Here is a 16919-nt window from a genome sequence, read left to right as displayed (position 1 = left end):
TCTCCCATGTTTACCTGCATGCCACGTCCTTGATTGCGACTTGCTGACCGGGTGCGGGCGTGTAGAAAAAATCGGCCTTGCAGGAGGTGCCATCCAGACGATCGATCACGACCGTGTTCTGTGCGCTTAAGCCTCGAATGTACGCCTCACCATCGTAGCCGATGACAAACTCTTCGGAGCCAGCCTCCATGCGCCCCTTCAGGCCGGCTTCCAAAGGGGTCCCTGTGCTGTCGACCAGAGTGACGACCGCTGCTTCGGGCGCTTCCGAAACGCCGAACGTCACCACGACCCCGCTGCGATCGGCTGGCATCACGACTTCCTTGGTTGCCGGAACGTCCGCATTCACTGGCAGATTCTTTGGATCGATGGAGACCGTGTTCGGTTCGTAGGAGTTAAGCCCGGGGACCAGGATGCGCCCTTGCCGATTGGTCTTTCCCACCGGCCTGTTCTGGAACTGGACGTCGACATCAGGAGCGCCGACTTCGACCACGGCGAAAGCATCGTCTATGCGATTTGTGGCAAAGACCCCGCCGCCTGCCACGGCAATCGCGCCATCCATTTGCGCAGTTGCCCGCACGTCCTTCCCGTATTGTTGGACGCCAGCCTCGAAGCGGGCGAAGCGCGCGCGATAGCTTGCTGCGGCCGACCGGTTGGGCGTGTCGCCTTCCGAGGTTCGTGCTCGCCAGCCAATGCTGCCGTCTTCCAACCGCTGCGACTTGGCGATGTCGGCGACGACATTCAGGCCGTCCGGTCCCTGCTCTATTCCCGTGGAAGCGGTGATATCGTCACCGAACGGAACCGATAGGCCGGCGAAGACTCCAAAGCCGCCGCTATCCTCAAGGTCGGTAAAGGCAGTGGCATAGAGGCTGCTTCGCTTGAATATCTCTTGGCTGTAGGAAAGGCCAACGATCTGGCTCTTCTGGCCTTCGTCACTTTCAAGATGCGTATAGGAGAGATTGAGGCTGGAAAAATCTATCGGCGCCGGGATGCTGAGCGTGAGCTGGTCTATTGCGCGAGGCACGCCCGTGCTGAAGATCGGCACGTCACCGGGCTCTGACAACGTCGGCTCTGCCGTCACCGCGGCGATGTCATCATAGTCGCCGAAGGCGCGTTGGATGCGACCGTAGATCGACCACCCTTCGTAGCTCATTTCCAGAGACGCGTTGACAAGCGAACCCGTGCGACCGTCCTGATGGCTGCCGGCGACGGCGACTGAGACTGCGCCATATGGTCCAAGCGGAAAGGCGGCGCCTACACCACCGTTGATCAATCCTTCGCCGCCCTCGGCATGGCCCTCAAGCGTCAGCCAATTGGTGAGACCGTAGCGTGCGGTGGCGACCCCAAACACCCCGTTGGCGTAATCGTTGGACTCGGTGCCGAAGTTACGCCGTGGAAACCCGATCTCCGCCGAGAAATCGAGCAAGCCCTGTCCCAGCATGTCGCTGGAGGTATAGAAGGGGAGCCTCGTTGTGGTCTCGCGACCGAGGCTATCCCTCAACACGACCTGCGCTTCACCGGCTCCGGCAAAGACTGGCAAATTGGTGACCTGAAAAGGCCCGGCGGGAATCTCTCCGGTATAGGTGCGGACGTTCTGGGCATAGACTTCGAGGGTGGAAGGAACCGCAGCGGTTCCGCCGAAGGACGGCAGCGGCAGCGTGACCAGGTCCGACCGGAGCGCGAAGTTGCGCTGTGCTTGGATGCCACCGAGATAGACCGGCCGCGTCCAGGCCAGCCCGCCGGAAATGAAGTCCCCCGCCCTGTAGGTCATCATCCGTTCAGGGTCTGAATAGCTCCACGTCGTATTAAGCCGTGTGAAGCCACCGAACTCGCCATCGGAATAGCCGGCAATGAAGGATTGGTTGAGCGTGCCGTAGGGGCTGAACACGCGCGCATCAAAGGCTCCTGAAATTCCCTGAAACAGGTCAACCCTGTTCTCAACCAGGGAGTTGGAACTTGCGAAGAGAGAGTAGTTGAATACGCCGCCATAACCCGACTGCGCCTGAATACGATCTCCCTTCTCAGCGGCCTGAACATCGACGACGCGGGCGGCGCGCCCCTCGTTCGTGGTCGTGACAAAGAGGCGCTGCGTCGGCTCATCAATACGAAAGGCAACATCGGGCAGTTGGTCCAGCCTGACCAGCCCGTCCGCGTTTGCGCTATCTACGGGCTTCAGGCCGACCTGCTTCAATTCGTCCGGCGTCGCCGCCAGGCGCCCGTCGGGGAACTGCGTGAAGGTCCCTATCAGCTCCGTCGAAACGTCATTGATGAACACCTCGAGATAAAGGTCGCGACGTCCTGTTTGGTCCGGGGCGGGTTCCGCAATTTGAGTCTGCGGAGCCTGCGCGTTCGCCGGCAGGAAAGTTAGAAAGGTGCCTGCAGCGACGACCGCGATTCTACCGCCCTTTGATCGCAACCGGAGCATCAAATGGTCCAAAATCGCTCTGTGCCTTCAGCACCACAGAGCTTGCGGCCAGCGATTTGCTGCTGCCGATCGGCCATTGCATGGTGGCTCCGCCAAGAATGTAGCCGACAAGTCCGCTGCGACTGGCGACCTTCTTGCCGCCTTGCGTCAGATCGATGTTGGATAACCTCAGCCGGCTTTCACCATTGTTACGCGCCGTCAGAACAAGGCTGCGGCCCTTCCGCGACATGCTGAAGGACACGTCAGGTGCCTTGGAGTCGGGATTGCGAAAAAAGACCGGCACGGAATAGCGCAGCACCAGCGTCACGGTCCCAGCCTTCCTGCGCGATGGGTCGGGCAGCTCGTCTACAAGCAGGCGATAGCTTTCCTCGGTCTTCACTCGCGCCTTGCTGACGCGGAGCACGCGAACGGAATAGTCGGCATTCGGCCCGACCTGGGTCGATGGCGGGCTGGCAACCACGTCGGTGGTCGGCTCCAACTGCTCTACGCCGTCAGCCTGGCGCCAACGGAATACGCGTATCTGCACGTTTATCGGCCGCTTGGCATCATTGTGCAGATTCAAAACTGCCGCGCTGTCGGGCGCAATCAACTCCAGGCTGGTTGGGGCCACTCTAAGGGAAGCGGCTGCCGAAAGGCTGACGCACAGCAAAAGGAGCGCTGCCGCCCCTATGCATGACTGCATGGGTCGCATGTCGTATCCTCCGTTTGGGAAGTTCAATATGTCACGGTGATCGCGACGGTATCCGTGTAGACGCCTGCGGCCGGCGTTGTTTGCGGCGGGACTCGCCCATAGACAGTCAGGTTTTGCACGTTGCCGTTTCCGGTTCCTGCAACCGTATCGGTGCCGACTGTGATCCCCCACGGCTGGGTGCGCCCAGTGTCCCTGTACAGCATGTAGTTAACCGTAGCGGCACCAGGGCCGGTCATTTTGCGAACTGCTACGGTCGCACCAGCACCCGCGCCTGCGCTCAGACCCACATTGTAGGTCTGACCGGAAGTGCACTGCACGCCGATGGTACTGGTTTGATCGGCATTGGCGTCGATTACGCCTTTTGAGCCGAAATCCAGATCGCTGGCGGTCTGAACCTTGCATTCGGCGGTAATGGTAATGCGAACCGTCATGTTGCCTGTCGCGACCGCCGCAAGGGCTGGGTCGGTCAGGGATGCCGCGGAAATGAGAGCCAAAAAGGCCGCGAGGCAGGCACGCATTCAGTGTGCTCCTTATCTTTCGGCTGCTCGCCAATGGCGATAACCGTCGAAAGCTCCCGACCCAAAATGCATTTGGCACAAATTGCGTTAAGATTCAACTAACATCTCAGAGACCGCTGAGCTCAACGCGTAAAGGGATATTTGCTGTTGCTAATGGTATCCGCAATTCAGTTAGGAAGTATTGCCGGAAATGACGATCCAATCATCACAGGTATTATACATTCCTGGAAATATACTAATCTTCAATTCACATGGTAAGATATCCCGACAGAAATCGAAGTCGGGTTTTCGTCTTAAAGTTTAGTTTAAATCTCCACATTAGCGCCAATGATATGTCGGTCACTTTCCAATGTTTTTGACGCCATTGGAATGGTATTTCTCCAGCGCTCACGGCAAATCAAATAATTTGGAGCACACTCGATATTAGCACGTCGTTCGCGTTTTCTTCACATGGCGCCAAATAATTGGAAGAAATGATGCAGCGTCAATTTAAACTAATGGCGGCAAAAAGCCCGTCACTTGCGGAAACGGGCTTTCTGACTGGCCAAAGGCAGGAGAGTGTCACACCGCCTTGCGGCTGGTTCGCACTTCCGTCCCGGCTGTTCTTTTTAGCGGCGGGAGATCAGCAGGCAAAGCTGGCGTAAGTCGCGATCGTAGGTCCCCTGACTGCCGAGCACGTCCACACAACGTTTCTTCATCCGTGCGAGTTGCGTATCCGACAGGTCAGCTACGACGTTGACCAGTCTACGATTGCTGGGATTAGAAGGATTGCTCGGATTGGAAGGGTTGGAGGGGCTTGTTTCAACGCCAACACCGGCATTGACACCATTGCCAACGCCCAGTCCAGCACCAACACCAATGCCGCTCGTGCCGCCCAAAGTTGCGCCAACACCTGCCGTCACGCCGTTAGTGCCACCAACCGTCGCACCTGCCCCAGCATTGATGCCACTAGAGCCGCCGACGGAGGCGCCCAGACCGGCATTGACGCCGCTGGAGCCACCGACTGAGGCGCCTGCGCCAGCATTGCCGCCGCTCGAACCCCCGATAGACGCACCCGCTCCGGCGTCCACGCCGCCCGAGCCGCCGATAGAGGCACCAGCACCGGCATTGATGCCGCCGCTACCCCCAACGGATGCGCCCGCACCGGCGCCAATTCCGGCGGCATTTGCCGGCATGCACAAAACTGAAATGATCACGCCACTCGCCAATGTTTTGGCAGTTCTCGCGAAGATACTAGCCATGACACTCTCCTGTGGTTGCCTTACGATGTGCAGCAAGCTTCGCCTGCCGCTCATATTAGTACGCGCTAAGGCGCCACCGAGTTGCACAATAGCCGGTATGATCCGGCGGTATAGTGTCCTGCGGATATAGGACAATGCTGATATTTTATTAAAATGCTTAAGAACAACTGTGGCTCGGTTGCCCCGGACGCGTTGCTACACGAGCGAATTGCCTGGCCATCCATGTTTCGGGTCCTCGCCATTCAGGAGGTCCACACTGTGACCGCGTACTTGTCAAGATAGCAGGCGCCCCCTCGCGCCATGAACACATCGAACTATGGCTTGAGCACCGCGGGCTGTCCAAATCTCTTCCGTAGTGGCCGGTGCGGTCCGTTGGGCCCAAAGGCCCCCACTGAACCAGCATTCTCCCTTTCCGCGTCTAGTGCGGCCGTAGTGGGTTCGCCTCTCGAGTCAGGGAGCTGTCGCATGGTCTAAAAGCCGGAAGTCCGACAGGGCGCACATTGGAATCGGCGCGATCAATGCCTTCGACGGTGATCGCGATCGTCGCGTTCTCGATCCCAATCCATCCCTTGGCTTTCCGGGGTTGCGGACGTCCTGCCTGCATTTCAGATATAGCAGTGAAAGCAGCTTAGCATAAGCGGCTCTAAGCGTCCTTCGGCAAAGACCCTGTCGCCATAGGGGAGACAAGAGCTCGCGGCTCAAGCCGGCCGCAAAATCCTGGCGATTGGTTGTCAGGATGACGCACATGCAGCTTGCCACTGGCGACAACCTTTGCTTGCCTGCCTGTTCCGCGACGAGAGGAGGCAGGCATGGAACGGTATTTCTCGGTGGCTATTGTGACGCTGCTTTGCAGCCTAATGATTTTTGGCATAGCGCTGACAGTCGCCAGAACCCACAAGAGGACGGGCGTTCTCGCCCCGACCATGACTGGGGATCCGCTGCTTGAGCGGACAATCCGCGCTAATTCAAACTCGATCGAATGGCTGCCGATCTTTCTTCCGTCGATGTGGCTTTTCGCGGTCTACTGGAGCGCGCCATGGGCGGCTGCACTGGGACTGCTTTGGATAATGACGGTTCCCGTCGGCACCGCTGAAGCGGTACCCCGGCTTCTTTATTCAATCTTTCGCCGCATGTGACCTTTCGCTTCAACTCGACAGCGTTCAAAAGGCGAACAAGAGTCCGGGCATAGCTTAGCCGTAGCGCCCACGGGTCTGCTGGCTGCCCAGTCAACACGTTAAACGCGGTCCAGCTTCGTTGGTTCTTTTCTGAGTTCATGTCTCTGGTGAGTCACCGTCGCTAGCCATACATCAAGCAGTGATCGATGATTCCGTGTGTCACGGGGCAGCTTAGCAACGGGCGAAGCTATCGGTGGTTCCGGCGAAACGAATACGAAGCAGGCGGTTGGACCGGCTTCGATTCAACGGCTGATGTCACAAGTGATGACTTGGAAGGCGCCAGAGGTCGTCAGCGCGTGAGATGGAATGACTGACGGCTAACACCGCCTCGTCCTTCCTGCGCGATAGCCTGATGACCTTCAAACGCATGAGCTGACTCGCAACACTGCGATTCAATTTAGCACACGTTTAATTAGCTCCGGAGCATTTTAACGAATCGTTGACCGCGCTGTCCCATTATAGGACGGCGCGGTCAAACCCCAACCGGACTGCGCAGGCGGCTCCGGCACTGAAGCGCCCGCCCAACTGTCGGAGTCGCCACCCACACCAACATACCAGCAATGGTTGAATCAACCGTTACCGCATGTGCTTTCCAATGTGCTTCCCTGATCGTTAGACTTTGACCGAGCGGACGGGAATATGCGCAGAACAGTTCGGTAACATTTGAGACAAGTCGATGGATATGACGAGCTATCTGATCTTGGTGGATCAATTCCCGGCAAGCTCTACAGCGGCGAGCCCAAAAAGGATATTCCTACATCTGTCCGACGTGCGGTCAGCAGGTCGACATGCGTCACCTTCGCCAAGGCGCTGGCCGCCGGTTGTGCCGCGCCGCCTCGCTCTGATTTCCTGACATTCCGATCGCTTGTCAAACGATCCAGCCCACATGCCGCACTTCCGCCGGGAATCGGGTCCATGACCATCGCGGATCCCGCCGATCAGGTCCCTGAGCTGGCGCTGCGTCCATGAGCGGCGCAGGGGGATTGATCCTTGCACTGAACCGTCCGAGGCGGTCTGCGAACAACTCGCCGTCCGGCCGGCATCGCCTTCTTCATGCTGCTCGCCCATCAGACCGCAAATTCCGCGACCATCGTAGCGGTCGCACGCATCGCCGTGATCGCTGAATTCGTGTTCACTGCAACCGCGGTGGTGGCTCATGCCCTCGCCTGGCATTCCGCCTATTCGCCGACCGAGAGGTGGATTGCGCTTTTCGATCCTGCTTTACCTCATTACCGGCCTGTTCTGGCTTCCAGTCGTGTGGATGCAGATCGAGATGCGCGATCTCTCGCCCTGCAGGCCGCGGCAGCGAAGCAAGCTTCACCACAGCGCTGCAACACCTTGGCACGTTCCGCCATTCCAGAAGGCGGCTACGACGACATGAATGCAAACACCATCTCCACCATTCTGGTTGTGGTCGCCCTGCGCCCACGGGCACATGGCCTGTAACTTCGCCGTGACCTCATCCCCTTGAGGGAACAATCTGACCGAGCCCCAGTTTGACCCAAACAAACACGGCCGATGGTTCGATGGAGGCATGCCATGAGATGGTTGAGCAAGCTGTCCGGGAGAGAATGCACCAGGATCGCGGTTCTGAAGAAGCTTTCCGTGACGAAGATAGCCGCAACGACCAGGGCGACCGCAACGGGCATGCTGACCGTCCCGATGAAGCTAGCCGTCATGGCGACCATTGGCGAAATCGTGGTGACTGGGGCAGAGGACACAGAATGGCTCGACACCGGGGGCACCAAATGATGCGCGGTGCCGGCATGCGACTTATGTTTGGCCTGTTGGACACGGATGGGGACAGGTCATTGAGGTTCAAAGCGCGGTCGGCAGGATGTTCAATAGCATCGACGAGAATGGTGACGGCAACATCGATCTAGACGAAATCCAGTCCCTCCTGCACGGCTCCAACGTGCATGGCACAAACAACGAAGACATGCCGTAGCTGCATCAAGACTGAGGAGCCGACTTCAGACGGAGCGGCAAGCGAGTCGCGGTCAGGCGAAGGCGCCGTTTGGAATGGCCCAAAATATTCTCTCAAGCTCCCGGAACATAGATCGGCCATTGCGGTTCGACAGGCGGCGGGCACGGTCGATGAATAGCATGGCCCGCTTGCCAAGCGCGGGTCCCGATCGACCTTGCCAACAGAGGAGCGGGCTATGCGTGCGTTGGTCTGGCACGGTAAGGAAGACATACGCTGCGATCAGGTCTCCGATCCAGAAATTGAGGATGAACGGGACGCGATTATCAAGGTGACGAGTTGTGCCATCTGCGGCTCCGACCTTCACCTTTACCACAACTACGTGCCAGCCATGCTGCCAGGCGACATTATGGGCCACGAGATGATGGGAGAGGTCGTGGAGGTCGGCAGGGGCGTCAACGGCGCTCTGAAGAAGGGAGACCGCATTGTCGTACCGTTCACCATAATCTGCGGTGAGTGCGACCAGTGCAAGAGACAGAACTTTTCGGTTTGCGAACGTACGAACCGCAAGAAGAACCTCGGCGACAAGGTGTTCGGGCACACCACCGCTGGTCTGTTTGGCTACACCCATTTGACGGGCGGCTATCCCGGGGGACAGGCGGAATACCTGCGGGTGCCGTTCGCCGACGCCACGCACGTAAAGGTGCCTGACAACCTTACCGACGAGCAGGTTCTCTTCCTCGGCGATATTTTTCCCACCGGATGGCAGGCCGCGGCACAGTGCGACATAGAGCCTACGGATACGGTTGCGGTGTGGGGCTGCGGCCCAGTCGGGCAGATGGCAATACGCAGCGCCCTGCTGCTCGGCGCCAAACAGGTGGTGGCGATCGATTGCCTGCCGGAACGGCTTTCCATGGGGGCGGCCGGCGGTGCCATCACCATTAATTTCGCCGAGGAAAGTGTCGTCGAACGGCTGCAGGAACTCACCGGCGCAAATGGCCCGGAGAAGTGCATCGATTGCGTCGGCATGGAAAGCCATGTCTCGCTGGCCCAGCCCGACACCGTCTACGATCGCGCAAAGCAGTTGATGCTGATGGAAAATGATCGACCGCATGTGTTGCGCGAGATGATCTATGTCTGCCGGCCGGCCGGCGTGATCTCGATCCCCGGCGTCTACAGCGGGCTGGTCGACAAGATTCCGATGGGACAGGCGATGAACAAGGGCCTCACCTTCCGCATGGGGCAGACCCATGTCACCCGTTGGACCGAGGATCTGCTGCGCCGCATCGTGGACGGCCAGATCGACCCTTCCTTCGTCATCACCCACACCGTCGGGCTCGAGCAGGGACCCGAGATGTACAAGGTGTTCCGCGACAAGCAGGACAGCTGCATCAAGGTAGTTTTGAAACCGTAGGGAATCGTCATGAACGTGGTCGCTAAACTCACCAACATCACCCGATCGCCTGGCGATCCCAAAGTGCTGCAGGCCGGGCCGAGTGTGGCCGGTGCCTTCGATGGCCTTGCCCGCAAGCTCGGCTGGTTCAGCATCGCGCTGGGCGTCGTCGAACTGGTTGGTGCCGAGCGGATTGCCGGTGCGCTCGGCATGAGCGGCAAGCAAGATCTCATCCGAGCCTATGGGGCGCGGGAGATAAGCAGCGGCATACTCTCGCTTTCCGTGGACAAGCAGGCTGGGCTTTGGAGCCGGGTGGCTGGCGACGGCCTGGACATCGCGACGTTGCTGTCAGCTTATCGGCATGACAATCCAAAGCGCGACAACGTGGGCATTGCGCTTGCCGTGGTCGCCGGAATCGCTTTGCTCGACATCATCGGTGCGAAAGGCGTCACCGCGCGCCACTCTCGCAGGGGGACCAAGCCGCGCGACTACAGCGATCGCAGCGGCTTTCCCGCAGGCACTGCCGCAGCCCGCGACTTTGCCCGCTCTGAGCGCGGCCAGGAGTCCGGCGCCGCCTGACAGAGTGCCGACCTTGCGCTATAAGCTAGTCTGGGGTTCCAGCCCTAAAACCAGGTTACCGATTTTGAGCTCGACGAGATTGTAGCCGCGCAACTTGCTATCGGCCCGGCCCCATCCTGCACCATGCCGATTTCTACGCCGGATGCGACCTGCTCGCCACGCCCCAGGTGTGGGTGCGGCGCAGTGCCTGCGAATTCGCCGATGGCGCTGACGATTTCCCGGCCGTCAGCATCGGTGATGACGGTGGCGTAGCGGGTCATGAATCACACTCCTGAATCAGCGCGCGTTGCGGAGACAACCTATTGATGGGAAGCTGGCTGTTCGAGGAGGACAGCAATGAGCAACGTCACCACGCATTACGGCAGCGACGGCATCGTCGAGCGTATATTGGCCGCGATTTCCGATGCGAAGCCCGATAAAATCAATGCCGCGCAGCTCTATCCGTTCGACCAGCTTCACGGCCGCGAGCTCATCGCCACGCGAGACCATGGAGGTCGTCTTGCCCCCTCGCCCACCGACCGGATCCTTGATGTCGGCAGCGGCATTGGCGGCCCGGCGCGCTTCCTGGCCGCCACCTATGGCTGCCAGGTCGACGGTGTCGACCTCACACCAGTCTTTGTCGAGGCATCCGGCCGACTGACCATGCTCAGCGGCCTTGGCGACAAGGTTCGCTTCCACGAAGCCGACGCGGCGAAACTGCCCTTCGCCGACAACACATTCAACGCGGCAATCTGCTTCTATGTCGGGATGAACATCGCCGACAAGGCCGCCGTCATCGGGCAGGCTTTTCGCGTTCTGAAGCCGGGCGGCAAACTGATCTGGACCGAAGCCGTGCTGGCTGCCGGCGAGCCGAATTATCCCTTGCCCTGGGCGGTTGCGCCGGAAACCAGCCACCTTGTTGACCGGGATACCCTGAAGACCCTGTTCGCCGACGCGGGCTTCCATATTGACGAAGTCATCGACGAGACCGGCGAACATGTCGAACTGGCGATGCAAAGGGCCAGTTCCGGCATCATTCCTTCGCCTGTGCAACGTCAGGTCAATGAAATCGTGCTCGGCACCGAATTCGTGCAGCGACGCAAGAACTACATCCGTAGCCTGAGCGAAGGCAGATTGGCATCGCTGGCCATCATCGTCTCGAAGCCTGCCTGATCGGAGCCTTGATCGTAACGAAGGGCAGAAACAAAAAACCCGCCTTGGCGGCGGGAAGTTGGCGCAACTCAGCACCAGAAGTAGCGACCGGCAACACCATGGTTCGCAGTTTCGTTCGGCTCGCGAACCACCGCCTTTCTATACCATTGTGCGACATTGTACACGACGGTGCCATTGTCCGTGCACTTCGGTCCGGCATCGATTGTGCTATAACGGCCGGTAAACGGCTACGAAGCCGGTAAAGGCAGTCAGTTGCATCGCGCTCCTGTCCTCCGTCCGAGTCATCCTCACGGCAAGTTCGACGCCAGTAGTCAAAATGCGAAGGCACGATTGTGGCCGACAGCAGACCGCCAGCTGTAAATCTAATCGGACATCCAGGTAGTCGGCGCTCGGCCGGACAAAGGGCGCGACGGAGGTGAAGCGAAAAGTGCAATGCTGAACTTGCTGAAAAATAGTTTCGGGCTTGACCAGATTACCAGCCGGTCGATCTCGCCGATGCGCGCCCGGCCTGTCAGCGCCATTGCCATCTCCAAGTCTCGGCGAAGCAGGTTGCGCCCTCGGCACCATCGGTTGCCAGGGCGTAGACATAGGGGCGGCCAATCATGACTGCGGTTGCACCAGGGCAAGCATCTTCAACGTCGGCGCGACGGCTCACGCTTCCAGCAAGGATGATGGGAATCCGTCCGGCCACCGGTCCGCGATGGCGGGCAGGGAGTCGATGGTTGCCGGGAGGGTGTCGAGGTTACGCGCACCGTGGTTCGAGACCGCGATGGCATCGACACCCGTTCCGATCGCCTGCTCAGCATCCTCAGGATCGAGGATGCTCTTCAGGATAAGCGGCAGGGTTGAAGCGAACGCAGCCAGGCAATATCCGCCCAGGTCGGCATGGCCGACGCTGCGCAGTGCCAACTTTGAGCACGCCGGTGTTCCGGTCCTTGAAGTATGGCGTTGCGAGGCCGTCGGGAATTTTGAATCCTGCCCGGAACTGCCTACGGCGATCGCCTGGCTTCGGCATGTCGACCGCTACACAGATCGCTTGGCCAAGTGCCGTGCCATTAAAACCGCGATTGCTTTGCCGATAGAGCAGGAACCAGACTGGAGACTAGCTCACCGCCACGCCATCCTCGATCGCTGCCGTCGCCGTGGTACCCAAAGTGAACACCGCTTGCGCCACTCCGGAGCCGCGCGCCGCCGCCACCTCGCCTTCCGGATGCACCAGCCGCTGATATGCTATCGGGCCAGGATTATCGGACGCGGCAGACTTTGCCCGATGAGCGTGATCCCGGTATCAAGTCTTGTCACACGCGCAGCACGTGCCGCTTTCCAAAGGCAAGAGATGCACCTCCTACTGTGTCAGGGCCGTTATCGAGGGGCGCTTGTTGAAGTCGCACTTGCCGGTGACGCTGTAGAAGAAGTCGGCATTTGAAGACGGCGTCGGCACGGTTGTGCCGCCGTCCTCCCAGGCTTGATAGCTGGTTACACCACAAGGCACGATGGTGAAGATGTCGACCTTCTGCCCAGTCGGGGTCTCGGTCAGGTTGTTCGCGTCCACGCCGCTGTAGAGTCGGTTGGAGGTGGTCGGATCATCCGACTTTAGGTACTTCGGGTTGCCCGATGGCACGTACATCTGCAGGGAGAGGCCAGCCATCTGGCTGACGTCGATCGACGCGCCGGCGCTGTTGGCTGGGTACATGGTGTTGAGGCAAGTGGTTGAATATTTCTTGGTGCCGCTGGTCTGGAGTATCGCGTCTGCAGTCAGACCCGTGAAGGTGCTCACGCTGGCGGTGGTGCAAACTTGCGACTGGACAAGCGTCTTGATGTCGGCCCCGCCGTTGTTGGTGATTGTGTACACATTCGTTGTGCCGTAGCCTTTCGGATCACCGAAGCCGTTATAGGTATACTCGATCGACATCAGCGGCTTGGCCACCGTCGCTCCAAATGTCGTGCCGTAGAGCGTCATCGTCTTGTTCCACCAGCCCGACACCTTGGAAACCTTGAAGGTAGTCTGCACCAGGGCCGGCGTCTTGCTCGCCGCCGACCCAACGGCGACCGGCACCGTGTTGATCCTGGCGATCTGCATGAACACGGTGGGCATGGAGTAACTTGCCATGGCCTGCGCGGTGGCGGTGCCATTGGCGGAAACCACAAAGCTGTTCAGTGTCGGGGTACCCAGGCCATGGTTGGCGATGAAGGTATCCTGCAGCATAGTCTGGCGCTGCGCCAACGTTGAGGTTGTGTCCATACCGGTGATCGATAGGACCGCGGCATCCAGCGCCTGCTGCTCGTTGGACCGGGTCTGGACCGCCCTGGTATAGTCGACCGAGAACCCGATGGCGGTGATGATGGGCGCCAGCATGAAAACAAACAACGGGGCCATCGAACCGTCATGGGAACGCGCGAACCGCCCAACAATTCTCAGCATGTTTCTACTCCCGACGGACATTAGCCTACGCGCATATACCACGCGACGGCAAAGCAAGGTCTAAAGCTATCGATCAATGTTTAATCGTCTCTCGCCGCCAAGCCTGGGTCTTTGCCTCCAGGCTTCAGATTCAACAAACAACGCAGTATTGGATCAAAATCTCGCCAGCTACCGGGATTGCTGCAGGCAGAGGCTAGCGAACTCGAACTCCCAAGATGCAATCACATCTGACGCTGCGGCATTTGCCGCGGACCTTAGGCTTTCAAGGAGAGGAACTGCCCTCTCTCCCCCGAGTCCTCACGGCCGAACGCGGATGACCGTCTTTCCCGCACGCCGCTCGGTCGAATTGAAGGTGGCGACGGCATCTTCAAGGCTGGAGACCTTGCCGATATTCGTCCGCAGTCGTCCGTCCCGGATCCGCTGAACGATCTCCCAAAGCTGGCCGCGATCAGCCTCGACGACGAAGTCAATCGCCAGGCCATCTGCAGGTCGAATATCCGTCGGTCCAACGACTGTCACAAGCGTTCCTCCGGCCCGGATCAGGGCCGCGGACCGCTTCTGGATATCGCCGCCGATGACGTCGAACACCAGGTCGACGCCGCCAACCTCCTCCAGTTTGTCGTTGTCGAGATCGACGAACTCATTCGCGCCGAAGTCGAGCGCCTTCTGGCGGTCGGCGGCGCGTCCGCTGCCGATGACATAGGCCCCGGCCTCCCTTGCAAGCTGCGTCACCATCGAACCGACGGCACCGGCCGCGCCGTGCGCGAGCACGCTTTGCCCCGCCTGAAGGCGGCCATGCTGGAACAGCCCCTGCCACGCGGTCAGGCCGGAGATCGGCAGGCTCGCACCCACCGTGAAGTCAACGTCGCCGGGCAGCGGCGCGAGATTGCGTGCCTCCATGGCGACATACTCAGCGAGGGTCCCGTCGCGATGCCAGTCGGCGAGGCCGAATACGCGCTGACCGATTGACAGTCCCGTGGTGCCGTAGCCGAGCGCAGTGACCACACCTGCGAGCTCATGGCCGAGGATCGATGGCGTCCGGTCACGGAAGGCTCGATCGGCCCAGGTCGAAGGCCACTCCAGTTCGGTGTTGACGAATCCCGCCGCATGAACCTCCACAACAACATCGTTTATTGCCGCCCGCGGCTCGGGCCGCTGTACCAGCTTCATCCCGGCCTCTCCTGCAGCCTGGTCCGTCACTACGATCGCTTTCATGGGAATTGTCTCCTCAGACATTTGTGTTGGGGTAATTAGCGGGCGTGGCAGCTCTTTCGAGCTTTCACGCGTCGGCTTCGCGTCCTCCACGACGACCTTGAGGTCCCTGCCTGGGTTCCTCGGAGCTCTCGCGCGCCCGCGATTCCAGGATTTTCGTTATGCGAAGTCCAGGACATCAGCCACCGGCATGCGGGGCTTCTGCGGCCAGTTGCCAGCTCGCTCCGGCCCGACGGTGAGCAACATGACCGGCACTTCGTCTTCGGCCAGGCTGAACTCGCGGTGCACCGCCTCGGAGCCGAAACCGATCATCGGTGTCGAACCCAGGCCCAGCGACCGGGCCGCGTAGATGATCGCCGCGGCGCCAAAGGTCGCGGAGCGCACTGCTTCGTCGCGCTGGCGCTGCGGCTGATCGTCATAGAGACCGCGAGCGGGGATTTCCCATTCCGGCACCAGATGCGCCGGCATGATGCCGGCTTCCACCACGGGCGCCAGGCGGTCGGGGACGGTGCTGGCATCGGCCAGCCTGCCGATGATGATGAAGGTCACGGCCGCGTCGGTGATCGCGGGCTGATTCCAGGCGATCGGACGCAGCCGTGCCTTGGCTTCCGGCGAGCGTACGGCGATGAAACGCCAGTTCTGCAGGTGGAAGGAGGTTGGCGCGGACGTGCCGATACGCACCAGGTCGCGGATCTGGTCGTCGCTCAGGGTGGCAGCAGGGTCGTAGTACTTGGCCGCACTGCGGCTCAGGATCGTTTCGATGACGGCGTTCGTCGCGAAAGCGTTTTCGCTCTTCCCGGACTCCCCGAAGATTTCGGCGGTTACGCGGGTTGCTGGTCCGGTGGTGGCGAGGCTGATGCAGTTCATTGGATGGCTCCCTTATCAAGTGATTACGGAGCCCAATTTACGAGGACGAGTGACAATTTCGAGACTGAATTGGCGCAGTATGATGCGCCAAAGGATCAAACTACGCATTCCGGATCCGCGCGTTTTACTCGCCCTTGTGCGCCAGTCGCCGCCACTCCCCCGGCGTCATCCCCATCCTTTCAGCGAAGACATGCCGGAATGCCGAAACGGATTGATACCCGACCGTCTCGGCCACGGCCTCGGTGCTGATCGCTGGCTTCTTCAACTCGTTGGCGGCCAGGCTCATGCGCAGATCAGTCAAAAAATCGAGGGCGGAGCGACCCAGCTTGTCCTGAAACTGGCGCATGAACGTAGCGCGCGACATGCCGCACAGATCGGCCAGATCAGGCAGTTTCCAAGGCCGTGCCGCATCGGCGAACATCGCAGAAATGGCTGGTGCCAGCCGCGGATGGCCAGCCAGGGCCAACAAGCCTTCGGGGGCTTTCCCGGATTGGCTCGCCGCGCGCAGTACCAGTGTGAACAGGGCCGAAGAAAGCGCGTTGAGAATGGCGCGCCCTCCCGCCCTGTCACCGGCGGACTCCATCCGCATCAGCCCGACAAGACCGGCAAGTTGGTTGGATGCGGACCCCATGCCCTCTTCTCCATGGCTGTCCACAGCGCGTGTCACCAGATTAGCGGGCAGGTAGTTGCGGATCAGTCGATCATGGGGCGGCGCGATAAAAAATCGCCCACACAGCAGATCCAGTTGCTCGCCCTGGCCATCATTCTCGCTCAGCATCCATCCGGCTGCCCCCCAGCGTTGCTGGGTAGGGATTGGTGTTTGCCCGCTACCGTCGTGCAGTACATGCGCCGCGCCGTGAGGCAGCAGCACAATATCTCCGCTCAGCAGCTCCCGCGCCGCTCTCGTCTTCGGATCCTCGAGAATGGCCCGGCCCTTGACTATGACGTGGTAGGGAATTTCGTTCGCGGCAGCCTTGTTCCAGGCAACGCGCCACGGTGCACCATAGGCGCAGCGGACCTCGAGCTGGCCGGTCACGGTGATGATTTGCAGGAGATGGCTCAGCCAGTCCACTTCAGACATTGGACCTCGAAACGGAGATAGTGAAACGTCTTATCGTAATTATGGATTGTTTGCACAAATCGAAAGTACCAAGAGAGACGGCAACACGCCCGCCGATCATAATGCGTCTCCAGGTGAAGAACTTGTCTACATGCCGAGCGCGGAGGCACCACGCACTAGATTGCTGCGGCCGTAACGGAGCAACTGGTAAAAGGATGGAGCAGTTTCCTGTCTCTGAACAGGTGCGAGGCCGATCAGCCGCC

At 59.9% G+C, this 16919-nt stretch carries 16 protein-coding genes and 1 pseudogene; 6 read left to right on the top strand and 11 right to left on the bottom strand.

All coding sequences use genetic code 11. The features are described from left to right. Positions 1-10: 10 nt before the first annotated feature. The 4 genes from AC0NIL_RS31250 to AC0NIL_RS31235 all read right to left on the bottom strand — a co-directional run bounded on the left by AC0NIL_RS31250 (position 11) and on the right by AC0NIL_RS31235 (position 4872). Positions 11-2422 (bottom strand): fimbria/pilus outer membrane usher protein, encoded by a 2412-nt coding sequence (locus tag AC0NIL_RS31250; RefSeq protein ID WP_024505609.1) that lies wholly within the window; start codon positions 2420-2422, stop codon positions 11-13. Further along, positions 2394-3113, bottom strand: a complete 720-nt coding sequence (locus AC0NIL_RS31245) for a fimbrial biogenesis chaperone (RefSeq protein ID WP_013525015.1) — start codon at positions 3111-3113, stop codon at positions 2394-2396. The genes AC0NIL_RS31250 and AC0NIL_RS31245 overlap by 29 nt, the downstream gene beginning before the upstream one ends. A gap of 23 nt (positions 3114-3136) precedes the next feature. Further along, complete coding sequence (locus AC0NIL_RS31240) at positions 3137-3631, bottom strand: Csu type fimbrial protein (protein WP_024505608.1); 495 nt, start codon at positions 3629-3631, stop codon at positions 3137-3139. Between the two features lie 608 nt (positions 3632-4239). Continuing rightward, positions 4240-4872, bottom strand: coding sequence for a hypothetical protein (locus AC0NIL_RS31235; RefSeq protein WP_013525013.1), 633 nt, complete (start codon positions 4870-4872; stop codon positions 4240-4242). An 809-nt stretch (positions 4873-5681) separates the two neighbouring features. Here AC0NIL_RS31235 and AC0NIL_RS31230 point away from each other — a divergent pair. The 5 genes from AC0NIL_RS31230 to AC0NIL_RS31210 all read left to right on the top strand — a co-directional run bounded on the left by AC0NIL_RS31230 (position 5682) and on the right by AC0NIL_RS31210 (position 9943). Beyond that, positions 5682-6008 carry an MAPEG family protein gene (locus AC0NIL_RS31230; protein ID WP_013525012.1) on the top strand — a complete coding sequence of 109 codons (327 nt, stop codon included), beginning with the start codon at positions 5682-5684 and terminating at the stop codon, positions 6006-6008. A gap of 1092 nt (positions 6009-7100) precedes the next feature. After that, positions 7101-7493, top strand: a complete 393-nt coding sequence (locus AC0NIL_RS31225; RefSeq protein WP_050580550.1) for a hypothetical protein — start codon at positions 7101-7103, stop codon at positions 7491-7493. A 93-nt stretch (positions 7494-7586) separates the two neighbouring features. After that, entirely contained in the window at positions 7587-7799 is a 213-nt protein-coding gene (locus tag AC0NIL_RS31220) for a hypothetical protein (RefSeq protein WP_013525011.1), read from the top strand. Positions 7800-8209: 410 nt separating this feature from the next. Beyond that, positions 8210-9385 carry a zinc-dependent alcohol dehydrogenase gene (locus AC0NIL_RS31215; protein ID WP_013525010.1) on the top strand — a complete coding sequence of 392 codons (1176 nt, stop codon included), beginning with the start codon at positions 8210-8212 and terminating at the stop codon, positions 9383-9385. A 9-nt stretch (positions 9386-9394) separates the two neighbouring features. Beyond that, positions 9395-9943 carry a hypothetical protein gene (locus tag AC0NIL_RS31210; protein ID WP_013525009.1) on the top strand — a complete coding sequence of 183 codons (549 nt, stop codon included), beginning with the start codon at positions 9395-9397 and terminating at the stop codon, positions 9941-9943. 44 nt (positions 9944-9987) lie between these two features. Here the strand turns inward: AC0NIL_RS31210 and AC0NIL_RS31205 are convergent, their stop codons facing one another. After that, complete coding sequence (locus AC0NIL_RS31205; RefSeq protein WP_013525008.1) at positions 9988-10203, bottom strand: hypothetical protein; 216 nt, start codon at positions 10201-10203, stop codon at positions 9988-9990. Between the two features lie 76 nt (positions 10204-10279). Here AC0NIL_RS31205 and AC0NIL_RS31200 point away from each other — a divergent pair, with 76 nt between their 5' ends. Next, positions 10280-11095, top strand: a complete 816-nt coding sequence (locus AC0NIL_RS31200; RefSeq protein ID WP_013525007.1) for a class I SAM-dependent methyltransferase — start codon at positions 10280-10282, stop codon at positions 11093-11095. A gap of 511 nt (positions 11096-11606) precedes the next feature. Here the strand turns inward: AC0NIL_RS31200 and AC0NIL_RS31195 are convergent. The 6 genes and pseudogenes from AC0NIL_RS31195 to AC0NIL_RS31170 all read right to left on the bottom strand — a co-directional run bounded on the left by AC0NIL_RS31195 (position 11607) and on the right by AC0NIL_RS31170 (position 16677). Next, positions 11607-12004 (bottom strand): annotated as a pseudogene (locus AC0NIL_RS31195) (alpha-hydroxy-acid oxidizing protein). A 193-nt stretch (positions 12005-12197) separates the two neighbouring features. Then, positions 12198-12293, bottom strand: coding sequence for a hypothetical protein (locus AC0NIL_RS31190; RefSeq protein WP_245265417.1), 96 nt, complete (start codon positions 12291-12293; stop codon positions 12198-12200). Positions 12294-12440: 147 nt separating this feature from the next. After that, positions 12441-13517 carry a TadE/TadG family type IV pilus assembly protein gene (locus AC0NIL_RS31185; RefSeq protein ID WP_027163552.1) on the bottom strand — a complete coding sequence of 359 codons (1077 nt, stop codon included), beginning with the start codon at positions 13515-13517 and terminating at the stop codon, positions 12441-12443. Positions 13518-13814: 297 nt separating this feature from the next. After that, entirely contained in the window at positions 13815-14732 is a 918-nt protein-coding gene (locus tag AC0NIL_RS31180) for an NADP-dependent oxidoreductase (RefSeq protein WP_024505836.1), read from the bottom strand. A 156-nt stretch (positions 14733-14888) separates the two neighbouring features. After that, positions 14889-15596, bottom strand: coding sequence for a nitroreductase family protein (locus AC0NIL_RS31175; RefSeq protein WP_473574358.1), 708 nt, complete (start codon positions 15594-15596; stop codon positions 14889-14891). A gap of 124 nt (positions 15597-15720) precedes the next feature. Next, positions 15721-16677, bottom strand: a complete 957-nt coding sequence (locus tag AC0NIL_RS31170) for an AraC family transcriptional regulator (RefSeq protein WP_024505838.1) — start codon at positions 16675-16677, stop codon at positions 15721-15723. Positions 16678-16919: the final 242 nt, after the last annotated feature.

It is taken from the genome of Mesorhizobium sp. WSM1343, from assembly GCF_055901535.1.
This window is presented reverse-complemented; position numbering and strand designations above follow the sequence as displayed.

Coding starts and splice junctions, on each gene's coding strand:
- AC0NIL_RS31245 (WP_013525015.1), bottom strand. CDS start 3,113: ATGCGACCCATGCAGTCATGCATAGGGGCGGCAGCGCTCCTTTTGCTG.
- AC0NIL_RS31250 (WP_024505609.1), bottom strand. CDS start 2,422: ATGCTCCGGTTGCGATCAAAGGGCGGTAGAATCGCGGTCGTCGCTGCA.
- AC0NIL_RS31200 (WP_013525007.1), top strand. CDS start 10,280: ATGAGCAACGTCACCACGCATTACGGCAGCGACGGCATCGTCGAGCGT.
- AC0NIL_RS31230 (WP_013525012.1), top strand. CDS start 5,682: ATGGAACGGTATTTCTCGGTGGCTATTGTGACGCTGCTTTGCAGCCTA.
- AC0NIL_RS31215 (WP_013525010.1), top strand. CDS start 8,210: ATGCGTGCGTTGGTCTGGCACGGTAAGGAAGACATACGCTGCGATCAG.
- AC0NIL_RS31205 (WP_013525008.1), bottom strand. CDS start 10,203: ATGACCCGCTACGCCACCGTCATCACCGATGCTGACGGCCGGGAAATC.
- AC0NIL_RS31240 (WP_024505608.1), bottom strand. CDS start 3,631: ATGCGTGCCTGCCTCGCGGCCTTTTTGGCTCTCATTTCCGCGGCATCC.
- AC0NIL_RS31170 (WP_024505838.1), bottom strand. CDS start 16,677: ATGTCTGAAGTGGACTGGCTGAGCCATCTCCTGCAAATCATCACCGTG.
- AC0NIL_RS31175 (WP_473574358.1), bottom strand. CDS start 15,596: ATGAACTGCATCAGCCTCGCCACCACCGGACCAGCAACCCGCGTAACC.
- AC0NIL_RS31225 (WP_050580550.1), top strand. CDS start 7,101: ATGCTGCTCGCCCATCAGACCGCAAATTCCGCGACCATCGTAGCGGTC.
- AC0NIL_RS31180 (WP_024505836.1), bottom strand. CDS start 14,732: ATGAAAGCGATCGTAGTGACGGACCAGGCTGCAGGAGAGGCCGGGATG.
- AC0NIL_RS31235 (WP_013525013.1), bottom strand. CDS start 4,872: ATGGCTAGTATCTTCGCGAGAACTGCCAAAACATTGGCGAGTGGCGTG.
- AC0NIL_RS31220 (WP_013525011.1), top strand. CDS start 7,587: ATGAGATGGTTGAGCAAGCTGTCCGGGAGAGAATGCACCAGGATCGCG.
- AC0NIL_RS31210 (WP_013525009.1), top strand. CDS start 9,395: ATGAACGTGGTCGCTAAACTCACCAACATCACCCGATCGCCTGGCGAT.
- AC0NIL_RS31185 (WP_027163552.1), bottom strand. CDS start 13,517: ATGCTGAGAATTGTTGGGCGGTTCGCGCGTTCCCATGACGGTTCGATG.